Origin of the sequence: Calderihabitans maritimus, assembly GCF_002207765.1 — a bacterium.
GTDB lineage: Bacteria > Bacillota > KKC1 > Calderihabitantales > Calderihabitantaceae > Calderihabitans > Calderihabitans maritimus.
The window spans coordinates 73006-96785 of the sequence record NZ_BDGJ01000215.1 but is presented as its reverse complement, the minus strand read 5'-3'; the positions used below and the strand labels follow the sequence as shown (position 1 = coordinate 96785).

Below are 23780 nucleotides of genomic sequence, written 5' to 3'. Positions count from 1 at the left end.
GCTATTTTTAAAATCTGCCATGGTATCGTAATCACGTTGAAAAAAGAATTGAAAATGAGTACATAAGGAATTAAAAACAAAAAGCCTATTACATGGAAAATAAGAAACGGTACCACAAGATAGGGGAAGAATAAAAGGAGTAAAAGCAGCATAAGTAAAAAAGGCATAAAAATCAACCTGCCTTTGTGGTGGAAGTATTGCTTTTATTATATCAAACAATTTTATTTTGTGATATGCTTGTAGAGTATCGTGATAAAATGTCACTATGAAGAACGAGGTGCGTTATCTTATGACTCAAAAAGGCAAGCAATAATATAAACAGCAACAAAACATAGAGTTTGCGCATGGGGGAGATTTCCCTGATAATTAATCACTGCAGCTTATTCATTAATAAATCCCATTTATCTAAATATTTTTTGCAAGTGTCTTTTAATGTTCCATCGCTCTTTTCATATACTGTAAATCTATATAAAATTTTGTTATAACTACTTGTCTTGACAAGTTCCTCTTTGGGTACTACAAAGAAATACTGTTTCTCAAACCAATAAGCGATCAAGAAATCGCAACCGTTGTATTCGCTTTCGGTTATCGTAAAATGAAATGATTTGTGATTGCTAGTGGTATAAAGTCGCTGCCTAGTCTTCACTTCTACTTTTACTTTTTGGTTATTTGTTGCGTTAATGAGAACTATATCACATCCCTTGTCTCCAACGCTTTTGTAAACCTCCCACTTGGTATCTTTAACTAGGAGAAAAAGTCGGAATAAAACCGTTTTTCTCCAATATCCATGATCAATTCTTGGATATTTTGAGGCAGTTTTTCTTTTGACATTTTGAAATCCCCCCCCTTTGTAACCTGCTTTATAATGAAGTGTGTGCTAGCATAATTTCAATCAACCTTTTATCTGCACCAGTAAACTTATAGTTTTTTAGGTTTTTCAGTTTGATCCAGACATACTTTGAATGCTCATTTAGCTTTAAATTACTATTCATTGGCTTGCAGATATATGTAAAAAGCCTAATTTGAAATTTCTCATAATCGTGGTCAACTAGCATAAATGGGCGTTCAATTTCCACGGTGAGGTTTAACTCTTCCTTAAGCTCACGCTTCAGGCACTCTTCTAATGTTTCATTCTCCTCAAACTTCCCACCCGGAAATTCCCAGTGGTCGCCTAAAACACCCTTTGTTGGTCTTCTTGCTATAAGAATCCGGCCTTCATTATCAATAGTTAGGGCAGCTGTCACATACTTAAGTGTGCTATTAAACAGAGATCGTTCTATCCACTGAGCTTTTTGTAAAAGCGCCTGATTAAATTTCTTTTGGTCGGCTCCGTGGTGAGCTTTCCGATGACAGTTAGGGCAAAGGGCAATCATAAATTCTGGCCTGTCAGGCCCTCCATCGGATCTTCTCCTAATGTGATGGGGTTCAAGGTACGGCTGGCCGTTGGTTGTATTAAAAGGAGCAAACTTCCCGCAGGCCTCACAAAAGCCGTAGGCTCTGTTTCTAACGTAGGAGGCAATGATATTACTTCTGAAATAATATCTGGCCTTGGCTTCTCGGCTGTCTGCAACGTTGCCATCGGCTTTAATCGCGTTAAATGCTGCTTGTCGTAGGTCGTGGAAGCTTCTTTTCTCAGGTTTTTCGTATTTTTCAGGGTACGGGAGGGGTTCGGGTTCTATACTGGCATCTTGGGGGATTAGCTTGAAAAGTATCCCTTTCCTTAGGTTACCTTTTATATCAGGTATGGTAACTTCCTCATAGCCGACAAGGCTCATTCTACCTATGAAACGGCGTAGGTCCCCTTCAGTTTCAAAAAGAAAGAGGTCCTTACCGTCTTTTAAGTGGTTTTTTATGGCTAGGTTACCTCGTGTGAAGGTCATGTCCCCAACTTGTCCTTCACCAGTGTAGTAATATAAGCCGTCATCTTTCCAACCGTCCTGGTAACCAAACTCTTTACCGCGCTTGCTGGAAAAAAGGAAAATAACGGGGTAGCGAGAAGGGGTACTAATACCGCCCTGGCGCTGACCGCCGAAGAGGTCATGGATGTCTTTGCGTTTATATAAGGAGCCTACCTGGAAGTAGGTATAGGGATCTGGATTAGGCATTGGTGCTCACCTCAACTTTTCTTCATTTACCCCAGTGTAATAAGGATCACCACATCCAACGGAAACGGCGACAAGCGATAGCGTTAAAATAAATGCGAATTAAAGCAAGGACTTGCCCGTTAGATGTGGTGAATTCAAGACGAACCAGAGACTGAGGATTCTTTCCCGGAGCCGAACAAGAAAGCAACCATAATCATTATTACCCCTACTAGCGCCACTACCCCTGCGTTCACCATCAAGCCTTTGGTAACCTCACGAAACATGCTTTCAAGCAGGGCAGGAATGCCTGCTGGTATTAATTCTGCGGGCACATCCGGCATGGCTACACTGGTTAGCATAGCCGTGCTTGTGTCTGAGCCCAAAACAGCAATAGCCACGCCCAGAGCTCCCGCAAGTAGCAGGGAACTCCCTGGCCAACGGAGGGCAGCAAGCCGAAATCCTCCCAGGAACCACAGCAGTAGCACTATAAAAATGCTTAAACCTAAAGAAATTCCCGGGATCTTTCGTACCATAGCAACCGTTTTCATTGTGCGGGTCAGGTCAACATTATCAGATAATTTTGCCGCGTCTAACTGATCGGGCACCATTTCGTTCAATTTCTTTACCATGGCTTCAGCCTGAATGGCTTCCCGAGGAGAAAGCCCTTCAGTCATTGCCTTGATCACCGGTTCTTTGACTTCTGTGAGGGAAATGGGCATGGATAGCACAGGAGTTTCTTCATTGAGATACTTAATCAGCCCTGTAATTGCCGACGAAATCTGCTCTTTCAGCCATGCTTCATTTAAACCCTGCTCAAGCCCTGCCTTTATCCGCTCCCGGTACTTTTCCGTTACTTCTGCTAATTGTTTATCAACCATGACTGACAGGGTGTTAAGAATGGTAGCATAGAACGCATTTTCATCCAGTACTTTTTGATAGAAGCCTGGTTGTAAAACGGTTTGCTTTAGGTCATAACACACTAGCCCAACAACCACGTTTACTATCAGCAAGATGGATAATATTAAAGCCAGCAGCACTTTTAAAGCTCGCAATACTTTCACCCCCTTTGAGCCTAATGTAGGCTATGATGAGGCTGGGTTTGCTACTTTCATTGCCATAACCCTTAGTCTTTTATGGCATTTTTTAAGGACACGGGTTTCGTTTTTATTTGCCGTAATATGTCGAATCCCCCGTATAAATCAAAACTACTACCTAATTGCTATAAATGCGGAGAAATCTCTTTTCCAAGAGAGTTTTAACTGTTACTAATATAGTTGTTGCTTCACTTTTAGTCAGACAAATGATGTTCTACGCAAATGCTACAAAGTTCTGTATCACCTTCAGTTTTTACATATGGGGTCCCGCAACCAGTGCAAAATGCGATCTCAGACTCGTCCCACTCAAATCCACATGAGAAGCAAAACCAGCTTTCTAGATCTTCATCATCTACTGGGTGAACAAGTGAGTTTAAACCGCATTCTGGACAGACATAGATGGGGAATTCTCCACCTTCCTTAACACATCTGTATTCGTTAATTCCAAGTATGTTAGATACAAAAGCACGTGCCACTTCTTCACCTTCCCCTTCCCCTGCAAAACCGCAAAACAAGCATTTCGCCCCGTCATCAACAACTAAGGCATCTTGGTAGCAAGTAGGACAAAATGTAACACAAGTTTCTTTTCGGGCAGATTCGATTTGATCCTCAATAACTTTCCACCTGTGTTTTATGAAATCCTCAAAGTCTCCCAAGCTTGCTCTAATGGTCTCTATGATTTCTTTCTCAGTTCCATCTAAATCGTTGCCATCTATGTGTTCGTCAATAAAATCTACTATGAAATTAAGGACGCCTAAAAGAGAGGCTTTTAGAGCAGATGTTGAATCAAGTATTCCAAAATGCTCCAGTCTATTACGCCTTTTCCGTAAATGTTCAAGCTGACTCGAGATCTTTTTGTCAAACTCTATGGAGCAAATACATTTAAGTCTTTCTAGACAAGTATTAAAGCTAACACTAACAAAATCTCCTCTTTCAAAGGCAGATTTTGTTGCTGAGTCAACCTTCTGAAACAAAAGGGACCAGTGCTCTTTAGATAACCTATATTTCATTACCAATTCAACACCGGCACATAAATGCAAGATGCCATATTTTAAGTCAGTTTTATCAGGTTCATCCATTAAATGGTGAATTGCAGAACGAATAAAATCTAGGCCATTTTCTAATAAACCGAAAGCAACTTCTTTCCCTGCTCTCATAACAAAACACCTCTTTTTAAGACTCTTTGTCCAAATCAGTTAGGGGGCTAAATAGATACATGTTAAGTTTTACAAAAGCCTTCATAAGAGGGTTTTTGAACTTATATCTTGTTCGATTTCCGACGGAAACAGTAGTTAAGATCTCACCTCTCTCTTCAGAGGTGAATTTCCCCAAATGATAAGTGAAGTGATTAACTTTGACATCCCGTCCCAAGATCTTACTCAATGGTTCTTCTAAATCTACCGCCTGAAAAGTACCGTGTTCATCAGTTTCTGCTAAAGCACATGCCCACAGAACCTCTTTGTAAATGTTAGGCTTAGTAGCTAATGTAGCCTTTTGATAGCTTGACCTTAGACTTTCATGGATTTCTTTCACTGAAATTCTAATTGCATTATCAAAATCACTAAGCGAAACATGGGAACTTCCATTTCTAAGCGCTGTTTTGCAAGAATTTAAACATAACAAATGTGTATAATGTGGATACCCAGAAGAAAACTCTATTATTTTTTTAATTACTTTTTCATCCATTGTCATTTCTAAGTGCTTCAAACCATTTGAAATAATTTCGGCGATTTCCTCAGATGACATGCTTGGAAGATAAATTTGCTTAATGTTTCTTTCTATTGAAGCGTGTTCCCCTATTAGTTCTGTTATTGTTTCAGCTACACCGACTATAAGAATATGAATTTTTGGAAAGTTGTCAGCAATGTTTTTTAAAGTATCGGCAAAAACTAAACGATTAAAGTCCGACCCTAGTCTATCAAACTCATCAAGGATGATTAATATTGAACTATTGAGTTGTTCATAAATCAATTTAAGTGCAGTAACTACGTTTCCAGGTGAAATAGTTTCTTCCTCAATGAACAGGGATACCGGGATTTTTTTGTTAGTTGTCGTTTCCGAACTGGTAAAACCTATGTATTTTTCAGTTACGCTATAGTCAATAGAAAGATTAGAGAGTACTTTCTTCCATAAACTGGTATAATTATCTGTACTATCGCAACTTACTTTTGCTGTAAGAAGACCTGCATTGGAAAGAATCAGATTTACTATGTTGGCTAAAGAGGTTTTCCCAACGCCTCTTTCGCCGTATATGACCCCTTGCATACCTCTTTCGTAAGCCAATTCAATAATGGCGTTAATTTGTTCAGAGCGGCCAGCGAATATTCTTTGATCTTCAATTGGTGATGCAGGCGTAAAAACGCTATTTAATATTGGCAGTCTTTTTTGGTAAATGTCATTCATATTCTTGAAACCCTCCTTCTTTATTTTAAATGCAAGTTTCTATAACACGATACCCACACCCTCACCAGCTCCATCGGCACTTGCTTCCGCTTCGTATAATCCTCAATACTCTCCCTGTAGGCAGGCTTGTCCTCTCCGAGAAGCAGCTCCGCCGCAAACTGATTAGCTTGGCGCTCATATTTACCACGGTGCCGTACTGTTTAACCAGGCTATTGACGGCCGTTTCGATGAAACTCCAAGCTGCTTAAATTTTACACCACCCCTTTTGGCTAAGGTCGTCTAAGTTTGTCGAAACCCCATAATAAAGCAAAAACTACTACCGGTTGTTGGTAGTAGTTTTCTATGATTGTTTTCCTTGGAATAGCATTGTTGGGATTAAGTTAAACAGGAAGAAAGTCCTTACCTAACCACATACCGCTTCCCCTCTTCCGCCACAAACCCGTACGGCGCCATCTGCATATTGAACAACTCCCACCCCTTCACCCGAGGACAGGTAAGGTTGGGCCGGAGCGAAGCGGAGCCGTTTAGAGGGGCCTACTCCCGGGGTTTCTTCTTCATCACGATCACCCTAGGGGGTTTAAAAATCGGAAGAGTGTTAGATTATGTTACCTACTTATTTTCTTTTGTATAGCTTTAATTAAATCAGCCGTGGTACTTATCTGACCGTTTTTGTTTATCCAGATAAAGTCTTTCTTAGCAGAGTACACGAAACGTTTTGAATACATACCTGTACGACTGTTAATTGACGCTACTGTCTTTTTTGTAGCTAGACCTACTTGGGCTTCTCCTTCAAAACGTCCAATTAGAGCAAAATTCTTACTCAAAGGCACGGTAATTTCAGTATTAAGCATCCCAAAACCGGGACTGTAAAACGGCGGCATCGGAACTGTCCATACGAGAGAGACCGGATTATCTGAACAAATAAAGCCACCAAATTTATCATCGGTAATGACCAAAGACCATTTTCTTTCCATAAGTAGGGGAGCGATTATGTTAGCTGAATGAAGTAATAATTTTAAGTAAAAATTCTGGTTAACACAAATATCATAATTGCCGTTTCTTATAAATGCTTTCATGTCCTCATAGCCTGCTTCTTCATTAATTTCAAAACCATCCTTACGCATTTTTTCTATAGTATTTTTATAACGTTCTGGAGTTGCCAGGATTTCATGTAGTATCAATTCACCTACTTCCTTTAGGGGCTTTTCTAAGGTTTCGCGATGGCTTGGGGTTCTAGCAAAAAGCAAAGCTATAAACTTCATAAGTTCCACAAACTCTTCACCAACTGGTAAACGACCTTTAATAGTTATTTCTTTAATAATAGGGGCTACTTTATTTTCGATAGTATTTCCAAATTCTTGTTCAAGCGCATTCGGCGGTATTTCTTTATCATCTGCATTTTCAATGATATACAAATCGTGCTGAAATGCTACGGTATTAGGTTTTCCTGGCCATTGTTTACCTGTTTCCTGGTCCAATACCCAAAGCCTATCATCTTTTTTTCCTGATGTGGTGAAACCGGCCAGGTAAGACCGAGGAATAAAATGATGTTTTGTCATGACTTTCCCTCTCCATCAATATTGTTTATCTACTATTTGTTAACGTCTATTTCTTAGTTTTCTTCCTAATAATTCCTTTTTCCTTTTTTTATGGATATGATTTCATACTTGGGAAGAGTTAATATTAACTAGTCGGAAACGCGGGCGGCGTGAGAAGTCGCGCCGCTGATTTTTTTTGACAATTGAGCGGCGCGAGGAAAAAATATTGATATTTGGACTTGTTGATTTATCAGTATAGTGACATCCCAGCTTGTCAGCATATTTCTTTAGTGATATAGAGGCAGGGTTACACGGTGATATAACACCTGCTGATATATTGACTTGTTTTCTATTCGAGGATCGGTCTAAGTCCATGTGCATTTCCTCATTGAAGGCCTCGCTGTAGGAGTAAATATAGGTCCCACCGCTGGGCTGAATGTCAATCAGTTCGTGGAGGTCGTAGTAGGAGAAGCAAAGGACGTAATCACCCTGTTTTCGGCTTACGTGGCTGGCAGTAACTACCAGCTCTCGGCAGCACTCTTGGTTCTGCGGCCAGCCTCTTAATTTTTCCTCAAAAGAAGGCTATTGACAATGGCCAGTCTGTAAGAAAAATTGTTCTGACGACCGATGAAAATCCATACAGGTGCAAGAAAAAGGCAAAAAGGATACCCAAAAATAACTTAACCTTTACAAGATTCACAAACAATGATACAATTATAACGATGAAACAATGATAACTAGGAGGCGATGAAAATGTATGAAAGTGAGCTGCACAAGGTTCTTCGGGACAATCCAGAATTGATAGAGCCTGGCTTGCGTTTTTTACAACAAGAAGTCCCGATAGGACAGGGCCTGCGCTGTGATCTTCTATACGAGGATATCAAAGGGAGGAAAGTGTATGTTGAGGTCAAATGGATTGCTGGAAAGCGGGCCGTTATACAAGTTGAGCAGTACGAAGTAGTGCGAAAAGGGGATCGTGGTAAGTCCCGTTTTGTCCTGGCAGCCGTTGATGCAAAACCAGGGATCCCGGAACTTCTTGCAAGACGTGGTTTTGAATTCATAAAGATTGATAGAGATTCGTTAATTGCTCTTCGCCCCGAATGGAAGGAAAAACTTCGAAAAAATAATATAGGTCCTCATTCATCGAAAGTAAGACGTTCTGCAATCCCACCAGAAATAAACGATGCTAAATTAAAGATACTTCATAAACTGTGTGAGGATCTGCGTGATGAGTTTCCGGATATTGAGTTTAATCATAGTCCAGAGTCCCGCGATCGGTTGATCATGCTGTGGGATAGGAACGACTATTTCCTTTTTGATTTCTCTACAGAAGTCGAAGATGGCTTTCGTTGTGCGTTTGTGGTTGATTTAGATCAGGAAAATTCTCAAAGGCGCCAAGCCTTCCAAGAAACTTTACGAAGCTTATCTGAAGAAGTTGCCGATACTCTGGGGTGTCCCGTTAAGGACGGTATCGGGAACCATAATTTGGTTAAGGAAGGCTTGAAAAGCTGGACAAAAATATCGAATCACAGGCGGAAGGGAGTACACTGCATCTACCGACTACCGGGAATTGAATGGACCGATTCAGATGGTGCTGTAAAAAATATACTTCCCTACATATATAAATTTGTTGAACGAATGAATTCATTACTCCAACGTTACCGGCCAAAGTAATTGAGGTGATAGAACAATGAAACACTTAGAGTGGTTTAATTCTCTTGACCCTGAAGTTCAGGCCATGCTGGAGGATTGGGGAGAGATTGGCGGACCTCAAACTGAAAGCCAGGAACACTATTTGGTAGAGGATGTAGCGAAAGCATTACGACTGAGTCCAATTACTGTACGCGAATATACTCGTGAAGGAAAGATATTTGCCAGAAAACTTGGGCGGAAATGGCTGATACCTGTAGATGCTGTCGCGAGGTATATCTACAATGCGTCTCACGAGCAAAAAGCAGACGATCATATTCCTATGGGGGTTGTGTTCGTTTGGTCTGACCGGGACGGAAGTATTTTAGCTGATTACAGGTTTGTTTCCGATAAGGAGTTAGTAAACTTTTCTTCCCAGGCGGACCTGAAACGATTCATGGGCGTCAAGGAGGGAACGGGTTTTTGGTGCGAACTATTTCCAGTCCTCGCTTGTGAAAATCTATTGGAAGATGTGGGGTTGCTTTCACCTACTTTGAACGAAATCAAGCAGAAACGAGGAAAGCTGAGACTTTCAGACAAGATATTTGAATTACCTCCAAAGATGAGGTTTAGCTTCCAGCAGTTGGCGTCCAAAGATTGGTTCAAAATGCCGATTCCGCTAATCGAACAAGAGTATAAAACTCTATTCGGCAAAGATCCTGACATAAATGATTTACGGTTGTTAAGGATGGCCCTTGTGACGGCAACGATTATAAATGGAGATGAAAAGAGATTAGAAGAAATAGAGAAATGGTTCTTGTTCGGTCCATTACTTGAAGATTTCAATGAACACTCAGGTGATTCGTGAAGACAAAGCAGTCCTATTTCTAGTTAGAAGAGCCTTAGCTAACAGGTAAGCCCCACCGTATCAATTAGATTACGAGAGGGGTAACCGCGAGGGCACCTGCTCGACAGCTTTTTTACCTTCGGGAGCAAAAAGCGTTGTCCAAACGATGGTTAGTTCCGCCGATAAGGGGACTGTTCAGTGCCTTCGGGTTTTCCAGCTCCTGATAAATGCGGTTTGTCCATGGATTTTTTAAACAAAGTTAAACTTGACCTAAAGTAAAAAGGGGAGGGTAATATATGAAGTTGTCACCGTATTATAGAGAGGGCGATAAAAAGTGTATAGGCTGGGTGGATCGGGATAAAGGGGTATTCATTCGTCTTCAGAAGCGGCCCAATGCCCACTTTTATAGCGTGCCATGGGAGATAGTGTATAGAGAGCTGCGAATAACAAAGGTGTATGTAGTGGCGTTAACTGCGTCAACAGGGGTTGAAACCCCTAGAGTGATATGTACAGACTTGACCAAAGCAAATCGGCAGTGGAAAAGCCATGCGAGACCGAAGAACTACCCCGGCACTTGGCCCCGTATCTTGGATTGGAAACCAGTTTCTGGTCAAGAGCGTGACGAGGTATTGGTTGCATTACAGGAGGTAGAACCGTTTGTGATATAAATAAAGGAACAGGTAGGATTTTGTTATAGATTGGTTCAAGGGTGAAATAGCGGTAACTGTGGTGCTTACTGTGTCCCACCGTCATTGCCGTCGAACAGGCTGCCAAAAAGGAGTTGGTGTTAATGTATTAGGTCCTAGGCCAACTAAGATGATTTGGAAAAAACGCTTGCCATGGAAAACCACGTTAAGGAAGAAGCGGCAAAGTGTAGGCAAGAAAATTGACAGTCTATGGACTAACTGAATCTGTAAAATATTAGGCCGTATTATGCCGGGCGGGGTAACCATTTCTGGGCGGTACTCCATCGGGTTGACCTGACCCCTCGCCAGCTAGAACCAAGAGTACAGAAGCCTGCTGAAATACGGTATTGGCCTCATCGATCTCGTGAAAAGTACCTCCGGAAATGACAGTACCTTAAGCAAGGAGTTCTTTGAAATCGGGGGTTTCTGGAGGTGGCTGGAGAAAGTGTCTTCATAGGTATCGCCTTTAATGGGAAGTGGGCTACCATGGAATTCCTGGGTCGTCACGTGAAATACGGATTATAGCCGAAAGAGTCGGGGCATCGGCGGTTTTCGTTCTGCCTAACACGTTGGGTGCGGCACGGCGTTACTGGAATGAACAACACTGGTGGAACTTGGCGAATATATAGGACGGAATGGTGACAAGGGCACTACACAAGCCCTAAACGAATAGCGGAACAACCTGTTCCGCAAGATTGACGGGGAAGGGGTAGGTTACCGGTTAGATTTGAGTTTTGTGGGCGTCGTTAGTCAGATGCAATTTCAGAACTAGTCAACCTGGCCAACGGTCTTGACCCTGCGCATCCCGTGTCATGGGCCAAGATGACTAATTCAAACAATCTCCAACGAACCGAGGAGGCATAATGCGAACCCCCTCTGACAGAAGGTCTGTCACCACTTATCTTGCCCCCCTCGGGCCGATGATATGGTAGTCGGCCACGAAGTGCTACATGTGGTTTATGACCGTGAACGATACCCCGAGGTTTTTGGGTTTGTTAGCGGAGATTTCGTGACGAAGCAGGTCCCCCAAGCTATTGATGATGTGTTCATCCATCCCAGAATTGCGGGTCGGTTAGAGATAAACGGCAAGAAGAACCTCCTGGTAAGCTTGGTCGGTTAACTATTGGAGGTTCTTTTATTTTTTCTGCTGGAATCCTCCCATCTAGGAATCAGTTGATTCTACCCAAGCTTATTTTACCCTAACCCAGTAGCATGAAGCAGATGCTGTCCTAGAACTTATGAAAAAAAGGGCAGGATTCTGCAGAATGTTGGGAGAATTAGTAAAACAATGAAATGTTTTTATAGTCTTTTTAAGATAAATACAAAATTAATGATCATGAAAAGAGACGGCTTGTTATTACATTTTATGAATAGCGTTATAACCAACTATTAATTAGGCGTTGTATTCTATTAGTTCTGTTGCATTATATTGAGGCGAGTTGCTATGGGGAAAAGCAAAGATGTTTATTATAAGCGTGTAAAAAAGCTTGTAAAAAAATATCTATCAAAAGTAAATCAGAAACAGTCTATTAGTGTAAAGGAAATTATCGAGGATTTTTTACAGATTGATGAAACCATTGATTATGACATGATAGAACGTTTTATTTTGAGTATTGAAAAAATTGGCGGGAAGGTTATTGACAAAAGTGCTTTATATAAACAAAATATGGCTAATAACCCTTCCGGCAACAACCACATTTCATCAAATATGCTTTCGTCTTGCAAAAATCAAGCTGTTACACTGTACAATAATTTTGTGCAAAAATATCTATTGAAAGTTAATCAAAACTTGCCTATCGATGTTTTTAATATCATGGAAGATTACCTAGAAATAAATAGCGAAATTGATTATGAAAAAATAAGAAAAATAGTGGAAACACTGGAGAAAATCGGCGCAAAAGTTATTAACAAAGAAGTTTTAAAAAATGCTGCATTTTTACCTGCGACGGATGATGACGTGCTTACTACGTCCGATATGAGATACTCGGCTAATGATCAGGAATTGGAATACGATGATAGCTCTTTACAAGCCGTCGTTTCTATTAAGGATGTTATATCCTTGTTGATGAAGGATATTAGAAATTACCCGGTCTTAACCCCAAAAGAAGAATATGAGTTGGCTGAAAGAATGGCAGCAGGTGATAAAGAAGCAAAAAATAAACTTATCCTGTCTAACATTCGCTTGGTAATAAGCATCGCTAAAAGATATTGTAATCAATCCGGAATATTGGGATTGGATGATCTTGTTTCAGAAGGAATAATAGGTCTAATGAAGGCGGCTAATAAGTTTGACTACCGAAAAGGGTACAAGTTTTCCACTTATGCTACTTGGTGGATTACACAAGCTATTACCAGGTCAATTGCAGATAAAGCCCGTTTAATACGCCTCCCAGTTCATGTGTTGGAAACTTGCAATAAAATTAAAAGAGAAATTAATCGTTTTATATATGAAAACCAACGTGATCCCACAGTTCATGATTTAGCAAATGCTTTGGGAATGAACGAAGAACAGCTAGAGCAATACCTAATTTATATAGAAAAATATATGAACAGTTTTCCTTCCCTTGACGCTCCAGCAACAGAAGACGACGATTCAACATTAAAAGAACTAATTGCCATCGCAGATTACGAAGGAGTTGAGGAGCAAGTTATGGCAAATATTTTAGCTGAAGAAATTAATAATGTTTTACGTTCATTAACAGATCGGGAGTCCAATATTATCACATTACGTTTTGGTCTTCACAACCGAGAACCTATGACACTGGAGCAGATAGGACAAATATATGGCGTAACCAGGGAAAGAATTCGCCAAATAGAAGTCAAGGCTATTAGAAAACTACGTCATCCTTCTAGACGGAACCGTTTAGTTGATTGGATAAAAAGTTGATAAAGGTCTAAATTGTTAATTTACATATACGAGGGTGATAATCTTGCGAGTTTACGATGAAGAAAAACTATCTGAATTTATTATCAATGAAATAATTAACCGCAATTCAGGCCGTTCTGATGAAATATGTATATATGACAAGCCAAGCGAAAGGTATTTTATAGGAAACTTGGCCCCTAAAAATCAAGACGTAGATATTGATAACGAATTTTATGAAGAAGAAACTTACACCAGTAAACTAAATCCTTCTAGTATAGGGATTGAAGCGCTGCTGGAAGTGCCGCAGGACAAAACGATAAAATGCAAAGTTAAGATAGCTTTTTCCGTATTCTATAGTTTTTATCCAGCGTTTGAGTATTGTGTTAAAGACGAGTATGTGGATTTGCCCAACGCTTATAAAAAAATTAACTGTACGGTTACCGAAGAAATTGCCATCAACGTCACGGACTTAAGAACCTTGAAACTAGCCGAAGAAAAAATCAACGAAGTTTTGCGCCAAGAAATAGCGAAATGCCATAGAATTATACTCAATGACCCCTGGGCGTTAAGAAAGGGTACCAAAAAGAAACACTTTCAGGAAATTAAAACCGAAAGGGAATATTTTGACCTGATTAATAGAATACCGGATGAAAAAGTGCTCACTTGCTGGCAGCCTGTAGTGCATCTAAAATATCATAGGTACGCTGAACAAATCGGGAGAATTAAATTCTATTTAATTAACAATACAGAAGACAGTTCCAGAAGATTTACGGAACCTTTCCTTTTTGACTGTAGTTTGGAACTTAAACTTAAAAATACTAAATTTTATCCTTTTCAATTTTATCAGCTGCCCAAAGATTATCGTTATGAAAGGGAGTATTACGGTATTGGGTACAATTGCTTTGTGGTAATGGAAAATAAGCAAAAAATGCGCACCTACCATTGCCCGCTGTATAAACAAAAAAGATATGTTACGACCAATACGGTGGTGCCCGAATATAAAAAGTTAATGACCAAACCGGAACCGGTATTACGACAAATTTTAGACGCTATGAAAACGTATGAGGAACAGTGGGAGAAACAGATAGAAATATGGAAAAAGCAAATTACGGTTGAGGAATTGGAATGGCGTAAAAGGGATTTCTTGGCTTTTCAAAAGGAAAGAGAGCGATTTGAAAAAGGAATAAACACTATAGAGAAAATTCCGCTGGTTAAAAAAGCATTTTGTTTGATGAATGAAGCTTTTTATGAGGTAGATAAACTTAGGAAACGCCCTCATAAAAGTTGGAGAATGTTTCAAATTGTATTTATTGTTTCCATTATTCCGGATTTAGTGGGCAGGGAATATCCAGAATACGAAAACAACGGATGCGACACGGTAGATGTTTTATGGTTCCCCACAGGAGGGGGCAAAACAGAAAGCTACCTTGGCCTTGCTGTTTTTCAGGCATTTTTTGACCGGCTGCGCGGGAAAAATGCGGGTGTGTCTTCATGGATTCGATTCCCACTGCGCCTGCTAAGTTTACAGCAGTTCCAAAGAATAGTCGAAGTATACGCAAAGGCGGAATTAATACGCAGAAGACATCCTGATTTATCTAAAGATGGCATGGAACCATTTTCCGTGGGTTACTTTGCTGGCGGGCATAACACACCAAATAGAATAACGGAACACATGAAAAAGTTAAATATCGAATATGAAAACTACTTTGATCGCTACAAGATGATTGAAAAGTGTCCTTTTTGCCAGCATAATTCGGTAATTATTTTTTTTGATGAGCACAAAATGCGTCTTGAACACAGGTGTACCAATGAAAGTTGTTCTGAAAAGACGCTGCCCTTGTATATTGTCGACCAGGAAATTTTTCGCTACCTGCCAACCATGTTGGTTGGTACGGTAGATAAGGTTGCTTCCATTGGCATGCAAAGAAGATTTACCCATTTACTCGGTAATGTCAATGAAAAATGTTCATATCATGGGTACATGAGTTGCGGCGAATGCACGGAAGATCCCAGATGCCAGCTGCCGAAAGAGCCGGCTTGTTTATATGACGGCGCTCCTTCGCTCGTGATACAAGATGAGCTGCACTTGTTAAAAGAAAGCTTCGGTACCTTTGCCTCCCACTACGAAGGTTTTATCCAAATGTTGCAGGACAAGACTTCCGGCGGGAAAAAATACAAGATAATTGCGGCAACGGCCACCATAGAGAAATACGAAAACCAAATCCAGCATTTATATAACAAGAAACCCAGAAGATTCCCGGTGGCAGGATATGAACGTGGGCGTTCCTTTTATGCCGAGGAAAAAGAATACATCGGTAGATTGTTTGTGGGGGTAATGCCGCATAATAAAACACACCTGACGGCAACCCAGGAACTATTAAAAACATTTCACATGGTGATCCAGGAGATCAAAAAAGATCCGGAATTTTATATAAATAAAATTGGTTTGCAAACTGTACAGACAAAAGAAGAATTGGCTGCTTTTTTACGTGATTATGAAACATCCCTGGTATATGTAAACTCAAAAGACGCCGGTTCTTCCATCAGCCGCATGATTGATTCCAATCAAATTAACGGGTATCTTGTGGAAAACGGCTACGAGCCAATCCAGTCCGTAGAGCTTACGGGTGACTCTTCCTTTGCCAAAATTCGTAATACGCTGGAGGTTCTAGAAAATCCGCCGGAAGAAAGGGAAAAGCAAATTGATGCTGTTATTGCCACCAGTTTAATCAGCCACGGTGTTGATGTGGAAAGATTAAATTTTATGATTTTTCACGGTATGCCGCCGCATGTAGCCGAATATATCCAATCAAGCAGCCGGGTAGGGCGTACGCATGTGGGCATTTGCTTTGTGTGCTTCAGTCCAGGCCGGGAAAGGGATATTGCATATTTTAATTATTTTAGCAAATTTAATGAGTTCAGCGACCGTTTAGTGGAACCAGTGCCCATTAACCGCTGGTCTAAGTTTAGCGTGCAAAAAACATTGCCGGGGTTATTTATGGGTCTTGTTTTACAGTACTTTCAACCGCGCATCAGGCACAAAATAGCCAAAAATATGTGGTTCAGTGAAGGGCTCCGGGAGGCACTGGCCAAGGGATATATTCCCAAAGAAGAGGTGTATCGTTGTCTCAGAGATGCTTACGGAATAACGGAAAACGATCCACACACCAAACATTTTGCTAAAGAAATAAGAATCGGGCTGGAATTAATATATATGCATTTTATTAATCCCAAGTATGAAAAGAGCACGGAACAGCTCGAGAAGATATTTGGGTATTCGCCAATGACCAGCTTGCGGGATATAGATGAACAGATTCCCATATCTAAAGACATTCTTTCCAACGAATTCTTGTCGAAAATGAGGTACAGAAGGGGACGGAAATAAATGAGTAAACCGATGTATAGAGGAAAGACACAGGTTTTATACAGTTACCTGCCCGGGAAAACATTTGACTACGAAGATGAGCCTTACATTTTCATGGTTAAGGATGTTATATCCAAGCCCGTTAACAAGGAAAATACCGACATTTTTTACATTACCAATAAAATCATTCGTTATATCTACAGATGGGACGAAGCCAACAGGGATTTTCCCAGTAACTTGTCTTTAAATAGTTTTTATTTTGCAAGCATCCAGCAGGTGCAGGGACGGTTATTCCCACTTATTTTTGAGTGTTCTAATACAAAGTGCAAAAAAGTTCACCAGTTTTATGATTTGCATACCGAAAGGGAGTTAATTCGCTGTGTCAAATGCGGTTCCGCACTGGAACAAATCGATTTGGTGGCCGTTCACGAATGCGGTAGGATGGATCCAATTTGGATGCGCAAGTGCCCGGTGCACGGCGATGAACATATCATGCTTGAAAGGCATGGCAGCATGCAAATTACATATTACGAATGGCGATGCCGGGTGCCCGGATGCAACCATAGGACAAGGCTGTTTCAACATTGTAACTGCAAAGAGGACCCTAAACCAAGGATGACCATTGTTAACCATAATCGATCATTAACGTATTATCCGCATTGCATTACCATGATCAATTTAAAAGACAACAGCCGTGAAAAAAAATATGAAGATGAAGTTACTTACGGCAAGATCGTGGCAGCAGCCTACTTAAAATTATTTGATTATGGCAATCAAAGCCTTTTATCTGTGCTTTCCGATGCGCATGAGAAAGATGAAAATATAGAAAAAATGAGGCTTTTACTGGAAACGATGGGGCTAACACAGGAACAGATTGAGATGCAGATAAACAGTGCATTGCAGCAAATACAGAACAACCAAGCCAAAAGTAAAAAAGAGAAAATCATTGAAAGGGTAGATCAGTTACTTAAAATAGATGATGAGAAAATAAAATTTGTTAGTGATGAATTATACGAGTATATCAGAATTACCACCCGGGTCGATGACAATCAGGATATTAAGATTTATACATTGGATAATTTATTGAAGACAAATCAAGATAATTATGTTAATAATTTAGTAGTCGAATACAAAAATGCCATGAAGTTGCTGGGATTGCAAGATGTAACTCTAATCGAACAATTGCCCATTACCTATGCCGCGTTTGGCTACTCAAGGATATCTCGTATACCGAACCAGGCAAAATTAAACTGTTTTCCTTTAGATGCGAATGATAAATACCATTATCCCGTGTATATGGATACAACAAAAACCGAGGCTTTACATTTTCAATTGGACCTAAAGCAAGTGTTAAAATGGTTAACCATGAACGGGATAGTAGATATTGACGTTACCCAGTTAAGTGAACAGGAAATAAAGGCCTGGTTTATTAATCACATGGAAGAAGTTGATTTTTTTGGGGAAGTAGCTAATAAAGAAACCAAGAATGGAGAAATTACTTCTTATTTATTTACTTTACTACATAGCTTTGCTCATTTAGTTTTACGACAATGTACAATGCTAAGCGGTTTTGATGTTAACACATTAAGCGAGTATTTGTTTCCCAAAACTATGTCCTTTATGATTTATGTCAATAACCGTTCTTCTTTCATTATCGGCGGCCTGTTTACCGTATTCGAACAGAGCCTGCAAAACCTCCTGTATAAAGTCAAAGATGAGGGAGATTATTGTGTTTATGACCCGATATGCAAAGATGAAAGGGGTGCCTGTCACGCATGTATGCATATAGCGGAGTTCAGTTGTTCAGCTTTTAACAGGAATCTGGATCGGAATTACCTGTACGGTGGGATTGATAGGCGGAGTAACAAACAAATTGTTGGGTATTTTGAAGTATAAATGAATTGTAAAGCCAAGTTGGTATAATTTAAATTGAGCTTACAGGGCAACAAAGTCGGGGTTGAATCTAAAACTTAAAAGGGGATAGCCCCGATAGTAAGAAAGCTTTTCGGTGATCATGCTCTGACCCTGGTACTTACAGACCTCAAAGGAGAAGGTATAGTAGTACTTTTAGCATAAAACTAAACTTTTCAAAGAGGCGGATATGCTAGATAAAATATTACAGAATTGGAAACTGAGATTGGTTATAACATCATAAAAAGCAGGGTCGTGCGGCCTTGTAAACTAGGAGTATAACCTTTTTTCAAACCAGACATTCAGCGTAAACCGTAAACTGGTAGAACGGGTTTCCTAGAGTCACAGGATTCAGTCAGGCTTATTAGCAAAACGGATATAATAAAAGGTTTTACCAAGAAGTTTGGATAGCTGTATTACTATACAATAATGATTTTTCTGAATAGATATTGAACATTATAAAGGTTATACGGGCGCGGAGGTTATATGGGCGGACACCGACCGGGCGCGGGAACGTATAACGCCTTTTGCCTCGCGCCCGCTTATTTTATTTTGAAGACTTTTTCCTTACAGACATTTTCAATTTTCTTTTAACCGTATGTATTAAAAAAGTTGAGTAACATGGTTAACTAATTTTTTTTATGCATCGACAAATAACAACATTTTTCAACAAGGAATTTTTGAGCCGTAAATTGAACTAAAAAACCAATTCTAGGAAATACTCGTTTTTTGTTTAAATGCCTTGACCTTATTAAGATTTGGAGTTGAGCAATTAATGCATGGAATGTACTTTGAATACAAAGGAAGTACTGACAATTTGGTAACGCGACTGCCCAATCGTTCAGCTCCTGTGTTAAGATTGAATGCTATTTGCCCTTATTACACCATGTTTCCTCTCCGTTTCCCGTTTAAGGTCTTAAGAAGAGCCCAAAAAGGCGACTGGGTTTTAGATCCGTTCTGCGGTAGAGGAACAACAAATTTTGCTGCCCGTCTCCGGGGACTTCCTTCTGTAGGTATTGATAGTAATCCAGTAGCCGGCGCAATAGCCGCGGCGAAGTTTGTAGACGTTACTCCCGAAGAGGTGATTGATCTTTGCAACTCAATTTTGAGAAGGAAAAAACACCCTGAAGACATTCCGGAAGGAGAATTTTGGGAATTCTGTTACCATCCAAGTACTCTCTTCGATATCTGCAAGATACGTGAATACTTACTGGAGAATTGCTCAACAGAGGCTGAAATTGCTCTCCGTGGTTTAATTCTCGGGATTCTCCACGGACCGAAAATGAAAAATCTTCCGACTTATCTCTCAAACCAGATGCCCAGGACGTATGCTACAAAACCCAAATCTGCAGTCAGATTTTGGAAAAAGCATGACTTAAAACCCCCAAAGGTTGATGTGGCCGATACCATTGCTAGAAGGGCTAAGTATGTTTTTGAACAACTACCGCTACCGACCCAAGGTGCTGTGTATATCGGTGACAGTCGTCTCCTAAGTCCTAATATTGCGCCAGAGCCTTTTCGGTGGGTAATTACATCACCTCCCTATTTTGGAATGAGGTCTTATTTGCCAGATCAGTGGCTAAGATATTGGTTTTTGGGGGGACCGAGTACTGTTACATATTCTTTGGAGGGGCAAATACCCCATTGTTCAGAAGATGAATTTGTCCGGGGACTTGCTAATGTTTGGAAACGTGTGGCATCCGTTTGCGCGCCCAATGCACGTTTAATTGTACGATTTGGAGCAATTCCCAGTGCAGCCCGTGATCCCAAAACGTTGTTGAAAAAATCGCTATCAATTGCTTCTGCTGGTTGGAAGGTAGCGACTATTAAAAATGCGGGACTATCACCCCGTGGTAGGCGGCAGGCGGGTCAATTTGGGTGCTCTTTGGGGAAAGCTGTTGAAGAAATTGACCTTTATGCCGTACTGGAGGAATAGAAAATGTTTGACCCGGATGCCTTACCGGTACTTAGAAGGCTTATCCATGACCGTACTCGAAGCGACAGAAAATTACTTGATAATCTCTGCCGGGAGATACGTTCTCTAACTGGAGAAGTTAGAACAATTAAGCCTCGCTCTACTACCGCCGTTTCACTTGTGGCAAGCGATGGTGGTAATAATAAGCTAGTTTTTGATCCGTTTTATGTACAGCTCGTACGTGTCGTCGACTCTTACGGTAAACAATTGTGTCTCGATGCGATCTCGCCCTCGACGGATACTGATGCTCTCAGTAAGGCTCAGTTCAATGAAGACGGAAGTCCTAAAACTGCTATCGGGCTCATGATGTCAGATCTAGGTGTTAATCCTCCAACATTGAGTGCTCTTAGCCACATGATACCTGAGGGGAAAAGAATCCGGGAAGAACCCGATACTGTTTCCCCCTCTTGGGTTCTTGTTTACCGGGACTTGTGTGAATGGGCCGTCTTATATGAAAGGATCTGCCACCGTAGCTTTGCTACTGATACGCTAATTGTAAGAGACGGCCTGCTTCGCAGTAAAATCTTCCGGGGTGAATTATTTATAGCCTACAGAAGAAGGATTGAAGAGGCTATTGCAAGGATTTTTCGTGAAGATCGGCGTCGTGTATTCTTGGTAGGTATTGCCAAGCACAGTAAAGTCCTTACAAGATACAGTTTGGCGATGTCGATCGAGGGAATTTTCCCTCCGGGTGAAGCCTGTTATGTGCGTATACCGAGAGAAATGGAGGCAAAGGCGTATGTTTGGCCGGAATACGCGCGTGGTGCGGAAACCGAAGGAAAAGGAGAAGCGCCAAAATTTGTAGCTGGAGATATGTATTTTGTGAGATTTGGGCCTAAGAGTGGGGATCCTGTTTGGGCGGTTGATATCTTTAGTTCTCAAAGCCAACACGCCGCAGAAATATTTGGATATCTGCTTGCTGACGCAATTGAGGGTTTTCCTGTACCCTTTTACCCTAGGTGTTTACAAAAAGCTCATGAATATGCGCAGGTTGTGGATTTTGATCTTGAAATCCTGCAAGACGAAATTTTTAATGCAGTAAGGCAACTGTTGCCTGAAAATAGGCGAGACATTATTGAAGCATTCCGGTTAAATTCTGACGTATCAGTGAGGCGATACGAATGAAACTGTTTCCCCAAGATAAAGTTGTTGGTATCTTTCGTGGCATGAGTGAAGGCGGACTGGAATTTCATGCCGATTTGGTTTTACCCTATCGCAACGAATTTCAGAGCACACCAATGCACGGACAATTTGTAATAGTTCAGTTGGAGACTGAACATGAAGCAGTACTGGGTAGGATCACATCTTTCTCCTCACAGGGAAGATTGGTATCCGCTGCTGGAGAAGATTTCGGTCTGCGAGCTGTCGCAGAGGACAGAACGATACCGGAGGATCTACGTGAACAATATCTTAAGTATCGGGTTGATATTCGCGTTCTTGGAGTAATACGTGTAGTTGACGGGAGTCTTGTTTTTGCCGCGTCGCACCGTAGATTGCCGCATGTTGGTAGTAAGGTAGCATTTCTCTCTGATGAACTTCTCCGGGAAGTTGCCGGGCATAACCTGGACGGTGCTGAGATTGGCTTTTTTGCGCTTGGTGAATTTATTTACGCGGGAGAGGATAAACGTCTTAACCGCGAGCCCTGGATGATAGTTCGTAATCCTTCCGTATTACCCCGATTTCTTGTCGAATTTCTGGTATCTCGGAGAACGTTCGTATTTGCGCGTGCTGGCTTTGGAAAGTCAAATCTAATAAAGTTGCTTTTCAGCAATCTTTACAAAACCACCCCTATGGTGCAGAAGAGAGGTAATCGTCATGTTCCTGTAGGAACAATAATTTTTGATCCAGAGGGAGAGTACTTCTGGCCTGACGATAAGAACCGCCCCGGTCTTTGCGATGTTCCTCATTTGCAGGACAAGATTGTAATATTTACAAAGAAGGAAGGTCCCAGTCAATTTTATCAGTCCTTCGTAGCTGGTGACATCAAATTAGACATAAGACGCCTCAGACCATCAGATGTAATATCCATTGCTTTACCTCCGGAAAAACAAGATCAACAAAATGTAAGAAAGCTCAAAGGTTTAAATGATGCTGACTGGCGTACTTTAGTTGACGAGATATATCGGAATGGAAATGCTGCCGACGGAGATCTCATCAAAAATCTTTTGCGTCTGGAGGCTCATCAGGATGCTGAGATGGTTGCAGCCCGTGCTAACATGACAACGATTGTGAAAATGCTGCATGATCCCAGCAGTCAGATGATGGATATGCTCTTGACTGCCCTCAGGGATGGCAAGATTTGTATCGTTGATGTATCTCAAATGCGGGGTACCCCTTCGCTGGTTTTGTCAGGACTTATACTTCAACGTATTTTTAACCACAATCAAATTGAATTTACAAAAGCCGAGCCAAAAACTATTCCAACAATAGCAGTTGTCGAAGAGGCTCAGTCTGTCCTGGGTAGCTCAGGGAGTTCCGGCGAAGGGCCTTACATTGAGTGGGTTAAGGAAGGACGCAAATATGATTTAGGAGCTGTGTTAATTACGCAGCAACCGGGAAGTATTTCAAATGAAATCTTGAGCCAGGGTGATAACTGGTTTATATTTCACTTATTGTCAGCAGGAGATCTTCAAGCAGTTAAAAGGGCCAATGCACATTTCAGCGACGACCTACTCCGCACTCTCCTTAACGAACCGATCCCGGGTCAAGGAATCTTCTGGAGCAGTGCAGGAGGTAAAAGCTACCCAATACCGTTTCGAGCCCTTTCGTTTGAGAAAATTTACAAAACACTTGATCCAGACTACCAGTTGCCGGCTGTAAATACGTATGCTAATCAATTGCGCATTAAGTTTAATAATGCTGCCAATGTTAGCCGTAAAACTGTTCCTGTATCACTAACAGACGGATCTGACAGTTTAGAAAAGAGCTCTTACGAAAATACAGAAGAAGAGATAGATCAGCCAGAGGATATTCTTGATAAGTACATTTCATATGCCATTGAAGAGCTTAGAAATAACACTGATCTTATTGAGCGTATCAAGACCAGAGGTGTCCCCTGGAAAGGTGTTCTGAAGGCACTGTCTGAATCTTTACCAGATATCCTTGATGATAGGGATAACATTGCTCATAGTATTGTTCGCCAAGCTATGGACGAGATATTTGGTGAAGGTCTTTGGGGTACAGAGAAACGCGAGAGGAAGAGTGGACCAGGTTATACGACATGGATTATTGAGAAAAAGCCTCCTGAGGATTCGCAAACGGGCTGAAATTCCCAACTTGGTAACATTTTATCTCAAGAGCTAAGAGTTTGACGATTTTATATGATTATACAGTTGTTCCTTAGAATTCCTGGAGCATAAGCTGAATATTGGATGTGTACACAC

General features: G+C 40.9%; 15 protein-coding genes. 10 read left to right on the top strand and 5 right to left on the bottom strand.

The genetic code is table 11. From position 1 onward, the window contains the following. Nucleotides 1–860: 860 nt before the first annotated feature. The 5 genes from KKC1_RS15545 to KKC1_RS15525 all read right to left on the bottom strand — a co-directional run bounded on the left by KKC1_RS15545 (nucleotide 861) and on the right by KKC1_RS15525 (nucleotide 7140). Nucleotides 861–2105: an NUDIX domain-containing protein gene (locus KKC1_RS15545; protein ID WP_088555327.1), complete on the bottom strand. Its 1245-nt coding sequence runs from the start codon at nucleotides 2103–2105 to the stop codon at nucleotides 861–863. Nucleotides 2106–2239: 134 nt separating this feature from the next. Next, on the bottom strand, nucleotides 2240–3136 hold the full coding sequence (locus KKC1_RS15540) for a hypothetical protein (protein ID WP_088555326.1): 897 nt from the start codon (nucleotides 3134–3136) through the stop codon (nucleotides 2240–2242). A gap of 236 nt (nucleotides 3137–3372) precedes the next feature. Then, the gene (locus KKC1_RS15535; RefSeq protein ID WP_088555325.1) at nucleotides 3373–4335 is read right to left on the bottom strand and encodes a hypothetical protein; all 963 of its coding nucleotides are present in this window, start codon (nucleotides 4333–4335) and stop codon (nucleotides 3373–3375) included. Nucleotides 4336–4351: 16 nt separating this feature from the next. Continuing rightward, nucleotides 4352–5581, bottom strand: coding sequence for an nSTAND1 domain-containing NTPase (locus KKC1_RS15530; RefSeq protein WP_088555324.1), 1230 nt, complete (start codon nucleotides 5579–5581; stop codon nucleotides 4352–4354). 605 nt (nucleotides 5582–6186) lie between these two features. Further along, entirely contained in the window at nucleotides 6187–7140 is a 954-nt protein-coding gene (locus KKC1_RS15525; RefSeq protein WP_088555323.1) for a DUF4238 domain-containing protein, read from the bottom strand. 732 nt (nucleotides 7141–7872) lie between these two features. Between KKC1_RS15525 and KKC1_RS15520 the strand changes: the two genes are divergently transcribed. The 10 genes from KKC1_RS15520 to KKC1_RS15480 all read left to right on the top strand — a co-directional run bounded on the left by KKC1_RS15520 (nucleotide 7873) and on the right by KKC1_RS15480 (nucleotide 23663). Further along, a complete protein-coding gene (locus tag KKC1_RS15520) occupies nucleotides 7873–8793 on the top strand; it encodes an endonuclease NucS domain-containing protein (protein WP_192868290.1) in 921 nt (306 codons plus the stop codon). A gap of 16 nt (nucleotides 8794–8809) precedes the next feature. Next, complete coding sequence (locus tag KKC1_RS15515) at nucleotides 8810–9616, top strand: helix-turn-helix domain-containing protein (protein ID WP_088555321.1); 807 nt, start codon at nucleotides 8810–8812, stop codon at nucleotides 9614–9616. 275 nt (nucleotides 9617–9891) lie between these two features. Next, complete coding sequence (locus KKC1_RS15510; RefSeq protein WP_088555320.1) at nucleotides 9892–10263, top strand: hypothetical protein; 372 nt, start codon at nucleotides 9892–9894, stop codon at nucleotides 10261–10263. A gap of 943 nt (nucleotides 10264–11206) precedes the next feature. Beyond that, nucleotides 11207–11401 carry a hypothetical protein gene (locus KKC1_RS15905; RefSeq protein ID WP_143288788.1) on the top strand — a complete coding sequence of 65 codons (195 nt, stop codon included), beginning with the start codon at nucleotides 11207–11209 and terminating at the stop codon, nucleotides 11399–11401. A gap of 324 nt (nucleotides 11402–11725) precedes the next feature. Further along, nucleotides 11726–13168 (top strand): sigma-70 family RNA polymerase sigma factor, encoded by a 1443-nt coding sequence (locus KKC1_RS15505; RefSeq protein WP_088555319.1) that lies wholly within the window; start codon nucleotides 11726–11728, stop codon nucleotides 13166–13168. A 43-nt stretch (nucleotides 13169–13211) separates the two neighbouring features. After that, complete coding sequence (locus KKC1_RS15500) at nucleotides 13212–16532, top strand: DEAD/DEAH box helicase (RefSeq protein ID WP_088555318.1); 3321 nt, start codon at nucleotides 13212–13214, stop codon at nucleotides 16530–16532. Then, a complete protein-coding gene (locus tag KKC1_RS15495) occupies nucleotides 16533–18407 on the top strand; it encodes a hypothetical protein (RefSeq protein ID WP_088555317.1) in 1875 nt (624 codons plus the stop codon). Between the two features lie 790 nt (nucleotides 18408–19197). Continuing rightward, nucleotides 19198–20358, top strand: a complete 1161-nt coding sequence (locus KKC1_RS15490; RefSeq protein WP_202820132.1) for a DNA methyltransferase — start codon at nucleotides 19198–19200, stop codon at nucleotides 20356–20358. A 3-nt stretch (nucleotides 20359–20361) separates the two neighbouring features. After that, nucleotides 20362–21522, top strand: coding sequence for a hypothetical protein (locus tag KKC1_RS15485; RefSeq protein ID WP_088555316.1), 1161 nt, complete (start codon nucleotides 20362–20364; stop codon nucleotides 21520–21522). After that, on the top strand, nucleotides 21519–23663 hold the full coding sequence (locus tag KKC1_RS15480; protein ID WP_088555315.1) for an ATP-binding protein: 2145 nt from the start codon (nucleotides 21519–21521) through the stop codon (nucleotides 23661–23663). Before KKC1_RS15485 ends, KKC1_RS15480 begins: the two co-directional genes overlap by 4 nt. Nucleotides 23664–23780 lie beyond the last annotated feature (117 nt).